This window comes from Coleofasciculus sp. FACHB-712 (assembly GCF_014695635.1).
GTDB lineage: Bacteria > Cyanobacteriota > Cyanobacteriia > Cyanobacteriales > FACHB-T130 > FACHB-T130.
The window spans coordinates 1-14,015 of the sequence record NZ_JACJOQ010000478.1 but is presented as its reverse complement, the minus strand read 5'-3'; the positions used below and the strand labels follow the sequence as shown (position 1 = coordinate 14,015).

The following is a 14,015-nucleotide window of genomic DNA, read 5'->3' as shown; positions in this document are numbered from 1 at the left end:
CGGACAGCGATGTCTTTCCGTTTTATGGAGTGGGTGAACGCTAATCGAGATGTATTCTCAGCCTATAAAGCTGCTTTGGGTTTTATTTGGGCTTGAAATCTGTTTAAGTCCCGCTAAGTAAAGTTATTTAGATTGCGTGCGAGCTGTGTCAGTTTTTTCCAAACTTTATTTCATGGCGTGTATTCTCCTCAGTGAGTAGTTTATTGTGCTGGCATTGCTCCCTAAATTCGGTAAAGTAGTCGCTCAGGTGAAACTTCTTGGATTTTGAGCTTGTTACGATGTAAATCGCCGTAAAGGTTGAGGTAGTCAAGTTCAGCAGTCGTGAGTTTGCCTTGCTGAACGCCAGATATCGCGGCATCAACTTCTTCCCGCCGAGTCAAACCTGTTAAGCAAATATCGACACAGTTCTGACTTAAGGAGTAGCGGTATAAATCGGGAACAGTAGGTCGCCAGCACGCTTTCGGTAGACCATCAGGGGCATTCCATAACGCTCCTGTGTGAGAACCTGTAGACTTGAACGTGACGATACCCGGTCGCTGCGGGTCTTGGGCATCTAGCTGATTGAACACCTGGCTCTGGGCAGACCGATGAGCGACATTGTGTCTGACCATCACAACATCTAACAAGGGGCTATGCGACCACTGTTGAGCTAGATTGATATCGTGGAACGAAGCGCCGATGTAGCGAACAGCTCCCATTTTCTTGAGACGTTCTGAGGTGCCAAACATTCTTTCGATGGTGCGTTGATAAACGCTATTAGCGCCTCTCAAATCGGGGGCAAGCTGCAAGCAATCCTCTAAAGCTTGCCCATCATTGGAACCAATCCAGCCCCAGAACAACACATCAATGTAGTCAATCCCTAGTTCCACGAACTGATCTAATAGAGCGGCGATCGCCATCTCTGGACTTTTGATGTAAGTCACGGTTGCCAGCACCACTTTCTCGCGTACCGAGGAGCCACGTCCACATAGCTGCCGTAGCGCTCCAGACATGGGACTGTAGATATAGTGGTGCAGGTCACTGGAGTAGAAGAAGTAGTTAATCCCCCTGTCAAAAGCGTAAAGGGTATCTTCACTGGAGATGCCACCACCGCCGCCCAAGCCGAGACAGCTAACCGTTAAATCAGTCCGCCCCAGTTTGCGATAAAACGGCAAATCGGACTCTGGAAATTTATCGGCTGCATGACTGACTTCGCTTGCTGAGACTACGTTAGGCGGCGCGAGATCGGTTAGTTTCATAGGTCTAATGGCGTGTAGATATCTTCAGAGTTGGCATTGAGGTAGGAACGCTGCCAGTCAATCCCTAGGAGGGAGAAATGTTGATGGATAGATACCATTCGACTTTCTGGAGATTCATCACCGTTTTGCCGAGCTTCCAGCAAGCCATTGGCAACAATTTGGCAGCGGTTCATTCCAAAACTCTCTACAGCAGCAAATTTGCAATCTGGTTCTTCTGCTAGAGCAAGTCCAGGCGCAAGTAACTTTGTGAACAGGGGTACTTCCGTCCGAAAATGCAATTGGTTTTCCGCATATACAGTCTGAAGCACTTGCCGGACTGTTTCATAGTTACTTTTCTCAAAGTAGAGAACCCCTGAGTCATAGCGCCCGTAGTCAGAAGGGTTGTATAGCACCTTACAGGTAAAGGGAATTTTGATTTCATTTAGTTGCCGCGTTAGGCGTTCCATAACGGCAACCGCACCTTCAGGGCTTAAATTAAAGTAGACTCTCACTGTCTGAGGATGAGTATCTGGCCCCGCATTGCTTACCGCCATGTAGAACCCGTTTTGAACTAAATTACGGGGCCTCCGAATAGCGACCGAGTCGCCTACGGCGGCGGATTGTTCAGCTAGTTGTAGATGTTGTTCGCGCTCAATGTGCAGAGTTAAACCGCCCTTTGTCACGGCAAGACTACCATCAGGTTCCTGCCGCAACACCTGCCAACCTGGGTCAAAGTAGCCTTCTCCGGTATTGCTTTTATGTAGGCGATCGTAAAACTCCATATCTACCCCCAGGAACGTATTGTTCTCTAAATTCTGATGAAGTGCTAGGTCAGCTGAACTTGCATCCGGTGCAAGGGCAGCTTGCATCGAGCCGTTGTAATAGATGCCGTAGAGAAAACTTTGCAGTTGTAAACTCTGATACTTATTCTGAAGTTCCAAAGGTATTTGTTGAAAACGAGTTACTACCTCAGCAGGAATTTCAAAGGGTTTGTAAGCTGGATGGCTAATACAGAAGTTGGACTGGATTTGAACATGATTGGCAATATCTTGAAGAGAATCCAGCACTCGATCCGGCGCAGAAGCTAGCAGTTGACTTTGAGGAGAATCTAGTAATTGCATAATGGTTTGGGTACAACTAAAACTACTTAAGCAAGAGAACGGCTGAGGTGAGTGAGTTCAGATTCTGCTACTCCAAAAACAGTCGGGATTGATTGCTCCGGACGGCATAGCAAAGTTTTGGCAACTTGAAGCATACAGATACCCGTATTACCAAAGGATTTTTGGTATTGGAGCATTGCCTGGATTTGTTGAATTAAGGCAAGACCAGAAAACTGTACAACTCGTCTCAAAAAGTCAGGGCGGTGCTCTAGAATTTCTGGAAAGTTGCCAAGATAAGCCCTCGTAAGCGCAGCGATGGAAGGTTGGAGTTGATCGAGCGGAGTCATCGCAAGACGCAAAGATTCTTCGATATCGATAGACTTACTGATAACCAAGCTGCTTAGCCAGATTTGTAGATAGCTGGCTATCAACATTCCCAGGTCAAATGCCGGGTCTCCCCAGCTGGAGCGTTCCCAATCAATCAGCCGAACTATGCTGTCACTTGATTGATATGTTTTGGAGAGGATTTGCTCCCAATCTTTGTGCAGGAGGATGTTGTTCAGCTTCAGGTCATTGTGTGTGAGACAACATGGCTCGAAGTTATCTCTTAGCTCTTTGATCGCTTTTCCAAGACTGTCATAGCGTTGATAGAGAGCAAAGAATTTGAGACCATCTGCGGGAACTAGACCAAAAACTTCAGGACCAATCCGTTCCAACCCACGACTAACTTTAGGAGCTTGGTGAATATTTACACCTTCGGAATTTTGAGAGAAGAAGTCCTGGTACTCCTGGCGGTCTAAGGTGGAGCGATGGATTGTAGCCAGAATCGCTCCAACTGAGGCAGCAATTTCAACTAGAAAACTATTCTCCTTCGCATAGAACTCAGCAAGGTCGTGATATTCATCAAGGTAGTTGAACACAATAATTGAATCATTCACGTCAAAATGGACTACTTCTGGGAAGAATAAGCGAATGTACCTAAGCTCTGAAAATCGTTTTAAAAACTCTTGAACTTGCCATTCTTGCAAAAATTCTCCCGTCGTTTTTCCTTCACGATCACGACGTTCTTGTTTTATTAGAAGTTTACGTTCATCTTGCAAATTGAGTAATAAATTAAAATTTCTCGCAGGCTTTAGTTTGGGTTGTCTCAAGTCTTGTTCTTCACGGTTGCATATCTTCTGCTCAATCAAATAGCTGAAGACATTTTTAGTGTTTAAAATAAATGTCATGAATGAAAAATCCTCTGAATTCTAAGTTGCACAATACCTGAAGCTTTGAGTCTGCGAATTGCCGAAGTAAATAAACAAAAGTAGCACACACCTTGGATAGTAAATGCTACTTTTGACGTGCATTTAATAGCTTGTGAGATTGCAATCTCACTCAAAGTCACCTAAATGAGCTAGCAAGATCATTCCCTCAAGGATTTAATTACCAGCTCATTCCTTAATTGTTCTAGAGCCTCAGGCTTAATCGTATGCTGCTGCACTAGCAGCAGCAAACGTTGCTAAACCTGCGCCAGAGGCAATTAAAGCCCCAGGTGCTGCTGGTGAGGCAAAAGATAGACCTACTGCGCTAACAACAGACATAGCTCCAGCTGTCCACAAAAGACCATAGCCAACATAATCTCCCACATCGTTAAAGGGTTTGTCTCCTCCAGAAACGGAATCTAGCTCATTGTTACCTAGCTGATTCATGTAACTTTCGGAGTCGGATAAAAGATCGTAACCAGCAGGTTTCAGCTCAGAAATTTTGATAGTTGTCATTGTTTTTTCCTCTTAGATGAAGTTGTTTTGAATCAGATTAGCTGTGTATTTCCTAATCACATTTCAATCTTCTGAGATTTAATCTATTATTTCAATGCTTTGGAATGGCTTATATATGCATAACTAAAGGAATTATGTTTTCATTACTAACTTTTTCTATTTAAAAATGGAGATGCTGCGGCTATTCTAGCTTGGAACGGGTAAAATTGTAGCGTTATAGTATATACGGAAGTATCAAAAGGTAGAGCGTCACTGCTTTCAGAGAAATCTTTATATAAGGAGTTTTGCTCAAAATCAATTCTTTAAAAATTCCCAAATAAAAACCTGCTTCAAGCTTGAAGCAGGTTAGACTGAGTAGCAACCTGAAGAACGATCACTAGTTACAACGTGATCGCACTTAGGAAAATATTCTCCCTTACGTACAGATTGGCTAAGTCACAATAATCATTAAGGTAGTTAAAAACAATGAGAGCCTGCTCTACATCAAACTTGAGCGCGTCAGAAAAAAACTATATGGAAAGAATTGGAGGGCTGGCAAGTGAATACAAAGGACTCAACCAGGGATTTGTCCATCTCCCTGCCTGCACGCTGAGTTCTTCTTCAGACAAATTGTTCATGAAGCTTTCAGAATCCGAAAATAAGTCGTAACCAGCAGGACGCAGCTCATAAATTGCAATAGTAGCCATTTTTTCTCTTAGATGAAGTTGTTTGGAAGGAAGTTAGCTTTACATTGTCTAATCTTACTTCAGTATTGTGAGACTAAATTTAGAAAAGCAAGTGGTTAAATCTGCTTTTATAAACATAGCTACAGGAGTTATGTTTCCATTATTCAAATCTTTCATATTTAAAAAGAAATGCGCTTTTGTCTTCAAAAATAAAGTGCAGTGACCCGCTGAACTACTCCGTTTCATGGACTCTGACACTGAAGCGATGCATCTGGAGTTATGGTCACAAGCGATCGCCACTCCTCCCCTGTCACAGCACCACCGCCTGAAAAGCGACACTTCTGACCGTTCACACGTTTATTGTGAACTTTTGTAACAGTTCGCAGAATTCCTGGGTTTTTGAGTCCGAGAAGTAAACAGAAGTTCGCTTCGGAGCATCTTGGCAATCAAACCCAAATTCTCAATCGTCATCCAAGGATCATCCAGATGAACTTCAAGCTAAGGCACGCTCAACCTAGACAGGAAAAGACTTTGGAGAAATAAGAGAACTGATTCCACATATCTAGTGAAGTTCTACAAGGAGGAATAGCTGTGGAAAAGCAAGGTCAGTACTTAACACCTTTTCAGCACAAGCTTTTGCTAAAGAGCCTGCAAGCTGATTTACGTCCAGAGTACCGTCGTCGTATTGAAATCATGCTGTTAGCAGATACAGGTCAATCTCAAGCCCAAATCTGCAAAGCCTTAGGGTGTTCTCAAGAAATGGCACGGTACTGGATAGTCATGGCACAGACAGGTCAGGCTCATCGCTGGAACGACCACTCGATGGGACGCCCCAAGACAGTTAACGAGCAATATCTCGCTCGCTTGAAAGAACTCGTGAGCCATAGCCCGCGTGAATATGACTATTCATTTCAACGCTGGACAGCGCAATGGTTAAGCAAGCATCTGGCAAAAGAACTAGATATTAAGGTTAGCGCTTGCCATATTAACCGTCTGCTCAAGGAGATGGGGCTTTCCACCCGACAAAAATGCGAGAGCGCACAGTTAGGTACGGATGGCACAAAGGACTCCAACATTACCATTCGCGACCTACAGTCTTCCCCCGATCCTAATTTCCTGTGGTCGTTCAATCTCATCAAGACCAGTAACTAATTCTGCCGTTAAACTTCTGTGCAAGTCATGGTTCAGAAATCATCAGAATTTTCAACCCAACAGCTAGGTCAACACCTCGCCCAAACCTTGGGTCAACCTCTTTCAGAGCAGGAACTCTCAAACTGCTGCAAGCTTCTTGAAATTCTACAGCCAAGTGCAGGCAAACCATTCTGGCAGACAGCAGACGCGACTATTGGCATCTATATCATCCTGGCAGGTAAAGTCAGACTGCTTGACCGCACTGATAACTTAATTGCTTCCATAGGCGTAGGTGCATCATTCGGTGAGCTAACCCTGTTTCCAGAAGAACACTTTCAGCCTTACGCTGCTAGAGCTTCTGTAAATCTCAAACTTTGCTACATTCCGGGAGATTGTTTGCGATCGCTAATTCGCAAGCATCCCTCTATTGGACAGCATCTTCATCACCAAGCAGTCCTTTGGGATTTGCTGCTGTTATGTCGCCAAACTCCTCCCCTTGGCAATGCTCCTTACGAAGGGGTAATGCAGACACTACCACTGCTGGAGCTGCACAATCTGCAAATCGGTAAACTGCCAACTTCACTCTTAGAAGAACAGCAGCTAATGCTACTGCGTCAAGGGGAACTGCTGCACCCATCAGGACTGAGGCTAACTGCTGGAAATATTTACGTTTGTTCGCAGTTACCCAAGGAACGTGGTTGGCAGGTGACTCAACCAACCCAACTCTACAGTCTGGGACGTTCTCATTGGGAAACAGCACTCGCTAACTTGCCACAACTGGCTGAACTCACTAACTCTGACACACCGCCAGTGGGAGATGGGGAGATGGGGAGATGGGGAGATGGGGAGATAGAGAAATTTCCCCATCCAAAATCCAACCCCCCCTTACCCCCCCGGAGTTCGGGGAGGAGCCAAAATCTAAAATCCCCAGAGTCCGAGAAAAAAATCAATAAGGCTTACTTCCCAAACCCAACCGTAAAAATCGGTCACTTATGGCAGCGCATCGCCCGACGCTATCCGTACTTTCAACAGCAAAGCGCCTCTGACTGCGGTGCAGCTTGCCTGGTGATGGTGAGTCGTTACTGGGGTAAGCGCTTCAGCGTCAATCGACTGCGAGACATTGCCAACGTTGACCGCAATGGCGCATCACTACGAGGTTTAGCCGCCGCCGCCGAAAGTATTGGGTTTTCGACCCGACCTGTAAAAGCCAGCCTCGACAAACTTGGACAACAAAGCCTACCTGCCATTGTCCACTGGGAAGGTAAACATTACATCGTCGTCTACAAAGTCACACGCGATCGCGTTATCGTTGCAGACCCTGCGATCGGTCAGCGTACCCTCACTCATGCACAATTTAAAGCGGGTTGGACTGGCTATGCATTGTTATTACAACCCACCGCCTTACTCAAAGAAACTAAAGAGACCACTACTCCTTTCTGGCAGTTCTTTGAATTAGCAAAACCTCACAGGTTAGTATTGCTGGAAGTGTTCATCGCTTCAGTCCTGCTTCAGATTTTCGGACTGATTACGCCGCTGTTTACTCAATTGTTGTTAGACCGAGTGGTCGTGCAGCGCAGTAATCTCACCTTAACGGCTGTAGGTTTGGGCTTGCTCATCTTTAGCCTCTTCCGGGTCGCCATGACTGGACTGCGGCAATACCTTTTAGACCATACAGCTAACCGAGTCGATTTAGCACTCATTGTCGGGTTTATTAGCCATACCTTCCGCTTACCCCTGAATTATTTTGAGTCTCGTTACGTTGGAGATATTATTTCCCGCGTTCAAGAAAATCGTAAGATTCAACGCTTTCTAACAGGTGAAGCACTGTCCATCGTTCTCGATTTACTGACAGTGTTCGTCTATGTAGGCTTGATGTTCTGGTATAGCTGGAAGATGGCACTGCTCGTGTTGGTAATTGTGCCACCGTTTGCATTGCTGGCGCTAATTGCTACACCATTCTTGCAGCGTGTCTCCCGCGAGATTTTTAGTGCCCATAATGAAGAGACTGGGTACCTCATCCAATCCCTAACTGGCATCCGCACGATCAAATCTATGGCGGTTGAAATGAGCGTGCGCTGGCATTGGGAGGAACTATTTGGCAAGTCGATTAAAAAGACTTTTTCTGGGCAGGTAATTGGCAACACGCTTGCCATTTTTAGCTCAACGATCGAAGCAATAGTAAGCACAAGTTTACTGTGGTTTGGAGCGTGGCTAGTGATTCAGAACGAGCTGACTATTGGACAATTAGTCGCTTTCAATATGTTGCTTGGCAATGTGATTCGTCCCTTCCAGCGACTAATTGTACTGTGGAATGAGTTACAAGAAGTGCTGATTGCAGTTGAACGCATCAACGATGTGATTGATGCTGAACCAGAAGAGGATTTGCAATCGTCAACTCGTCAATCTTTACCACCCATTCATGGCTACATTCACTTTGATAAAGTTACTTTCCGTTACCACCCAGAAAGCGATGTCAACACGCTGGAAAACGTTAGTTTTCAAGTGCAGCCAGGGCAAATGATAGCGCTAGTTGGGCGCAGTGGTTCTGGTAAGACGACAATTTCCAAGCTACTTTTGGGACTGTATCCGCCCACAGAAGGGAAGATATTGATTGACGGCTATGATGTTACGAGTTTGTCATTGCGATCGCTACGACAGCAGATTGGTGTGGTTGACCAGGATACCTTTCTGTTTGGCGGTACGATTCGCGAAAACATTAGTGTAGGTCATCCAGAAGCCACCCTGGAAGAAATTATCGAAACAGCCCAACAAGCAGGAGCGCATCCATTTATTAAAGAACTGCCAATGGGCTACGAAACGCAAATCGGTGAGGGGGGAGGAATGCTGTCTGGTGGACAACGACAGCGCCTTGCGATCGCCCGCGCCCTTCTAGGGAATCCCCGATTACTGATTCTAGATGAAGCCACCAGCAGCCTTGACGCTGAATCTGAACGAATTATCCAGACCAACCTCAGCACAATTCTCCAAGACAGGACAACGCTGGTGATTGCTCATCGCCTCTCCACAGTACGTAATGCTCACAAAATTCTGGTACTAGATAGAGGCGTCTTAGTTGAAAGTGGTACCCACGATGAATTAATGACCAAGCGCGGTCACTACTTCTACCTTAACCAGCAGCAACTTGCTGTTGCAGGTTGAAAAAAATCGCTGCTTCAAGTTTTTCAGATGTTTTGCTTTATCCCAATTCTGGGTGAGAGAGCTACTGCTGTCATTCATTGAGAGCAATTATAAGCAACTATGCCAAATACATTTAGTACACAAGACCAGTTCAGTCAGAACGGTCATTATCGCAAAGACCAAGATTTATCTGAGGAGCTTCTAGACCTCACCACCCCTAAGAGGACACCGCCTGAGACTCCATCAAAATCATCTGAATTTCTTGGCAATGATTGGTCTTCCTTGACCCAGGAACTCATTGATAGCTTGCCAAGAGTTTGGACGCGAGGATTGCTGTATCTGTTGGTTGTATTTGCTGGTATCGTCTTACCTTGGGCAATGCTGTCCAAAGTCGATGAGACGGGTAGCGCCAGAGGGCGACTGGAACCAAAAGGCGCAACGCAAAGATTAGATGCCCCGGCTGCTGGAACCGTTACTCAAGTGAGAGTAAAGGAAGGCCAAACCGTAAAAGCAGGACAGGTTCTGATAGAACTGGAGTCTAATGTACTCCGCACCGATTTTCAACAGGCTCAGATGAAACTGGAAGGTCAACTAAATCGCCTAGCGCAGTTGGAGGTGATGAAAAACCAATTGGCGATCGCGATTAGCGCCCAGCAGCAGCAGAACGTGGCTCAAGAATTAGAAAAACAGGCTCAAGTCGAGCAGGCAAGGCAGAACCTCAGTGCTAACAAGACTGCCTATAGCTTACAAGAAGAAAAACAGGCTCAAGTCGAGCAGGCAAGGGCGAATCTTAGTGCGACGCAAACTGCCCATATCCTAGCAGACAGCCGTTTTGCCAAGGACAGGGTAGAAGTCCAACGCTACCGCAAACTCTGGCAGGAAGGTGTCGTTCCACAAGTCAAGGTTGTTGAAATGGAACGGTCGGCAGAGGAGAGCCGACGGTTACGCTCCGCAGCCTTAGCCGAGATACGTCAAGCTGAATCCCGCCTGAAAGAGCAACGGGGCAGCTATCAGAGAACTATTCATCAAGCCTTAGCTGAGATACGCCAAGCTGAGTCTCGCTTGAAAGAGCAACAGAGTGGCTATCAGAGCCTTATTCAGATAGGTAAATTGGCTGTACTTAAAAGTGAACAACAGCTTAAAGACTTGCAAACACAAATCACTTCCCTCCAAGCCGAAATTCAAGAGAGCAAAAGCCAGATTCAATCCTTGAAATTTCAGTTAGAGCAACGAGTGTTCCGAGCACCGACTGAGGGCACCATTTTTCAGTTGCCTATCCAACGTGCTGGGACTGTGGTACAACCCGGTCAGATGATTGCTCAGATTGCACCAAAGGGAGCAGTCCTCGTATTTAAGGCACAGATGCCCATCCCAGAGAGTGGATTCCTGCGTCAGGGAATGCCTGTCAAGCTGAAGTTTGATGCTTATCCCTTCCAAGACTATGGAGTGGTGCAAGGCCACCTGCGCTGGATTTCCCCAGACTCCAAACCGATGCAAACAGCGCAAGGACAGCTAGAAACTTTTGAACTGGAAATCGCCCTCGAAAAGACTTATATCCAAACCCAAAACAAACGTGTAGTTCTGAACCCAGGTCAAACAGCGACAGCCGAGGTAATTGTCCGGCAGCGTCGCCTCATTGATTTCATCCTCGATCCATTTAAGAAGCTGCAAAAAGGCGGACTGGAACTGTAGAGCAGCCGTTTACTTTCACATTTGTACATCTTGACTGTTTGTTTTAACCTCTCGTACTAGGAGTACTATCATGTCAAAAGTTCTTACCGTTTCCCGTGAAGAGATTCTTTATCAAATCAAGCTATCTTGCCAAATTCCTTCTGTTATTGAAGGCATCGCTACTCGTAAGATTCTTACATCTACAGCCCAAGAGGTAGGTATTAAAGTAGAGCCTGAAGAACTTCAGCAAGCAGCAGACAACATCCGATTAATCAACAATCTCCGGCGTACTGACGATACCTGGCTGTGGCTGCAAAAACATAGTTTGTCCCTAGATGAGTTTGAAGAATCGGTCTATGCCACTGTCGTCTCCTCGAAATTGGCTCAACATCTCTTTGCCGCTAAAGTCGAACCCTTTTTTGTTGAACATCAGCTTGATTACGCTCAGGTTGTCATGTATGAAGTAGTCCTCGACGATCAAGACCTGGCTATGGAACTCTTTTATGCGATCGCAGAAGGCGAGATCAGTTTTCCCTCTGTGGCTCACCAATACATCCAGGATACGGAGCTACGCCGCACTGGGGGATATCGGGGAACGCTGAGCCGGAAAGCTCTGAAGCCAGAGATTTCTGCTGCCGTCTTTGCCGCCACCGGACCCCAGATTCTCAGACCAATAGTGACATCTAAAGGCTCACACTTAATTTGGGTTGAGGAACTCATTCAGCCACGATTAGATGAGCTAATTCGCTACAAAATTCTCTCCGATTTGTTTTCTGAATGGTTAAAGGGACAAATTGAGCAATTTGAAATTGAAATTGAGCTTAACTCAAATGGCAATGGTTCTAATCCAGATGTTCAACTTCTGGTTAAAGCTGGTCTATGACTAATACGAAAAAAATGTCCGAGAAGGGAGGGTTTATCTGACATTCCTCATCCTCACCCCAGAATATGTTTTTCAGGGCGCTAGACCATCTGCAAAACTGATTAGAAAATCAATGTGCAATGTCTATAATTTTTCTAACATTTCACTTAGGTAGATACATGGCAGAACTGTCATTAAGTCTGACATGAAGGTAGCGCTCGGTCGTCCCAATCCGGGAGTGTTTCAAGGTGTGCTGCGTTAGATGTAGTGGAGAGCCGCGATTGAGACTATGAGAAGCGTGGGCATGCCTCAACCAATGCGGACTAGCATTATTCGTTCCCAGCCCTTTGAGTAGATGCCTTGACAATTCGGAAAGTTCTGGTGCGATCGAGGGATCTACTATTTTTGGAGCGAAACACGGGGTCACTAGCACTGGAATCAACCCTTAGCTGTTGCAGTTGTGTCCAAAGCCTCACTGGTAATAAAATGTGCAGGTCTTTTCACCTTTGCCCAACACCGTAATCTGTCCTATTTCTCCTCTGGGCACCGTGTCAGACGACTTGAGTGTAATAAAGTTAGCTGACGAGCAAACCAGCCATATAGAACCCATTTAACATCTTTGAGTATGTTGCACTAAGGTAAGCCAAAGCCATATCCAAAGAAGAAATTGCTGGACGCTACTGGAATGAGAGAAGGCGCTCAAAGTTGCGCCATGAGGTATCTTGGAGCAGGCGATCGCTCAACATTCGTAGACTCTAGAACTTTAAAACCACTATTTTGGTTTTACTCTATCAACCTCATAATTTCCGCACTGTCTTCACGAAAATCAGAATTTCTTTGTTGTCCAAAGCTTATCAAATTCTGTTTTGGACGCTTGTAGATGCGATCGCTATGTGTGGGTACAGTACCATGAACGACCGTTTATAAGACAGATTCTTGAAGTTGATATAACCTGCCTCAAAACCAGTTTTACCATGTGTCATAACCCATTTTTTAATCTATGTGTCATCAGGCAATTAATAAATGTAGTGTAATTACGAACTCAAATTAACCGCATCATCTTAATTTCGTAAGAGGTCTAATGAGCCGATTATGTCTCTCCAGCGTCGCTTCTGTTCCTATTGCGGACAACCTTATAAGAAAGGTCAAAAAAAGCATTAACTGAGCGCTTCGTTCCGCAGGTGCGGTGTCAATCAGTTGGAGGAAAAACTGCCACAAGGGACATGAGGTGGGAATTTAAGCGCTACTTTGCCCCTGGTAACTGCTTCACTATACTCCCCCATTAACAAACCTTGTTCCCTCTGTGCCCACAGTTCTTCCGGTTTGGCAGGGGTTGAAAATTGAGACAGCGATCGCCCTCTTGATTTCGGCGCTCCGAAATCAAGCTTCACCCGGTAGGGAGCCGGAAGTCGAGACAGCGATCGCTATGCGATCCTGTGGGATGCACGGCAGACACTACAAAAGGATTGCGAGGACTGATCTGGCAGCGATCGCGCTCTCTTATCTTCAGCATAGTGTCGCAGTTGGTTGGCGCAGTTTCTGCCAGAACTGAGGACAATTGCCGCAAGCCGCGGCCCAACATTATCATCATGCAGTAATCTGCACTCCAGCTTTATGGCAACTGTTGACTACTTACTTATTGCATTGAAGTTTTTTCGCAGCCCTAGGCTGTGGGCTGATAGCCGGAGTCTTCTTCGCCTTTTCGACCTTCGTGATGAACGCCCTGGCTCGGCTCCAACCGACACAGAGCATTGCCGCTATGCAAGCCATCAATACAACGGTGATCGATCCGTATTTATGGCAGCGCTCTTAGGAACGGCTGCGGCTTGTATCTTTATTATCTGTCTCCTCGCTTTTAAAGTGGCATCAACCCGGTGCATCTTACCTGCTCCTCGGCAGCCTACTTTATCTCGTTGGCACATTAGGTGTAACAATTGTCTTCAACGTACCGCTGAACGAAGCGCTGCCGAAGGTCGAGCCAGACAGCACTGATAGCAAGAACCTTTGGGCTAGCTACCTTGCCAACTGGACATCCTGGAACCACATTCGAGCGGCAGCACTGGCAGCAGTGGCATCGCTTACCATCGCGCTCTGTTACCCTGCGGCGCGATCGTAGAATTCGTAAATCCCCAATCAAGTAAAGTGCGATCGCGCGATGCCATCGCCTGCGGCGCGATCGCTATCCCAATAGGCACAACTCAATCTCCCCCTTCAACTTCTGCCAAAGCCTCAGCCAGTAGAATTCGCAGCACTTCAGATTTCTTCCTACCAGTGCGATTGGCAAGATTGGTAAGACGGCGGTGCATTTCTGGCGAGAGGTCTAGACTAACTCTAATGGGTCGCTCTTTGGGTGATTCCTCTTTTTGTAATTTTTCCAGCAGCCCTCCAGGTTCTGGAACGGGTGGGGAAGAAGACAGTTTTTCATCTACTGATTCAGGCTCTGGTTCACCAAAGATAAATTTGTCAGC

12 protein-coding genes and 1 pseudogene are annotated in these 14,015 nt (G+C 46.1%); 7 read left to right on the top strand and 6 right to left on the bottom strand.

Features of this window, described 5'->3' with window-relative positions; translation table 11 throughout:
* Nucleotides 1-221 precede the first annotated feature (221 nt).
* From H6F50_RS15645 to H6F50_RS15625, 5 genes are all read right to left on the bottom strand, one after another.
* Complete coding sequence (locus H6F50_RS15645; protein WP_190429404.1) at nucleotides 222-1,238, bottom strand: aldo/keto reductase; 1,017 nt, start codon at nucleotides 1,236-1,238, stop codon at nucleotides 222-224.
* A complete protein-coding gene (locus H6F50_RS15640; RefSeq protein ID WP_190429403.1) occupies nucleotides 1,235-2,338 on the bottom strand; it encodes a T3SS effector HopA1 family protein in 1,104 nt (367 codons plus the stop codon). The genes H6F50_RS15645 and H6F50_RS15640 overlap by 4 nt, the downstream gene beginning before the upstream one ends.
* A 26-nt stretch (nucleotides 2,339-2,364) precedes the next feature.
* Nucleotides 2,365-3,546 (bottom strand): aminoglycoside phosphotransferase family protein, encoded by a 1,182-nt coding sequence (locus H6F50_RS15635; protein ID WP_190429402.1) that lies wholly within the window; start codon nucleotides 3,544-3,546, stop codon nucleotides 2,365-2,367.
* A gap of 237 nt (nucleotides 3,547-3,783) precedes the next feature.
* Entirely contained in the window at nucleotides 3,784-4,080 is a 297-nt protein-coding gene (locus H6F50_RS15630; protein WP_190429401.1) for a hypothetical protein, read from the bottom strand.
* 509 nt (nucleotides 4,081-4,589) lie between these two features.
* Nucleotides 4,590-4,766, bottom strand: coding sequence for a hypothetical protein (locus tag H6F50_RS15625; protein ID WP_190429400.1), 177 nt, complete (start codon nucleotides 4,764-4,766; stop codon nucleotides 4,590-4,592).
* Between the two features lie 223 nt (nucleotides 4,767-4,989).
* On the opposite strand from H6F50_RS15625, the gene H6F50_RS27635 reads away from it, so the two are divergent.
* The 7 genes and pseudogenes from H6F50_RS27635 to H6F50_RS27980 all read left to right on the top strand — a co-directional run bounded on the left by H6F50_RS27635 (nucleotide 4,990) and on the right by H6F50_RS27980 (nucleotide 13,663).
* On the top strand, nucleotides 4,990-5,121 hold the full coding sequence (locus H6F50_RS27635; protein ID WP_277879352.1) for a hypothetical protein: 132 nt from the start codon (nucleotides 4,990-4,992) through the stop codon (nucleotides 5,119-5,121).
* Between the two features lie 215 nt (nucleotides 5,122-5,336).
* A complete protein-coding gene (locus tag H6F50_RS15620) occupies nucleotides 5,337-5,897 on the top strand; it encodes a helix-turn-helix domain-containing protein (protein WP_190429399.1) in 561 nt (186 codons plus the stop codon).
* Between the two features lie 27 nt (nucleotides 5,898-5,924).
* The gene (locus tag H6F50_RS15615) at nucleotides 5,925-9,035 is read left to right on the top strand and encodes a peptidase domain-containing ABC transporter (protein ID WP_190429398.1); all 3,111 of its coding nucleotides are present in this window, start codon (nucleotides 5,925-5,927) and stop codon (nucleotides 9,033-9,035) included.
* 99 nt (nucleotides 9,036-9,134) lie between these two features.
* A complete protein-coding gene (locus H6F50_RS15610; RefSeq protein WP_190429397.1) occupies nucleotides 9,135-10,706 on the top strand; it encodes an HlyD family efflux transporter periplasmic adaptor subunit in 1,572 nt (523 codons plus the stop codon).
* Nucleotides 10,707-10,776: 70 nt separating this feature from the next.
* The gene (locus H6F50_RS15605) at nucleotides 10,777-11,568 is read left to right on the top strand and encodes a peptidylprolyl isomerase (RefSeq protein WP_190429396.1); all 792 of its coding nucleotides are present in this window, start codon (nucleotides 10,777-10,779) and stop codon (nucleotides 11,566-11,568) included.
* Between the two features lie 1,282 nt (nucleotides 11,569-12,850).
* On the top strand, nucleotides 12,851-13,099 hold the full coding sequence (locus H6F50_RS15595) for a hypothetical protein (RefSeq protein WP_190429395.1): 249 nt from the start codon (nucleotides 12,851-12,853) through the stop codon (nucleotides 13,097-13,099).
* Nucleotides 13,100-13,161: 62 nt separating this feature from the next.
* Nucleotides 13,162-13,663: pseudogene (locus H6F50_RS27980) on the top strand (anthrone oxygenase family protein).
* Between the two features lie 82 nt (nucleotides 13,664-13,745).
* Here H6F50_RS27980 and H6F50_RS15585 read toward each other — a convergent pair.
* Nucleotides 13,746-14,015 (bottom strand): ribbon-helix-helix domain-containing protein (locus tag H6F50_RS15585; protein ID WP_190429394.1); only part of this gene is annotated, 270 nt, incomplete at its 5' end.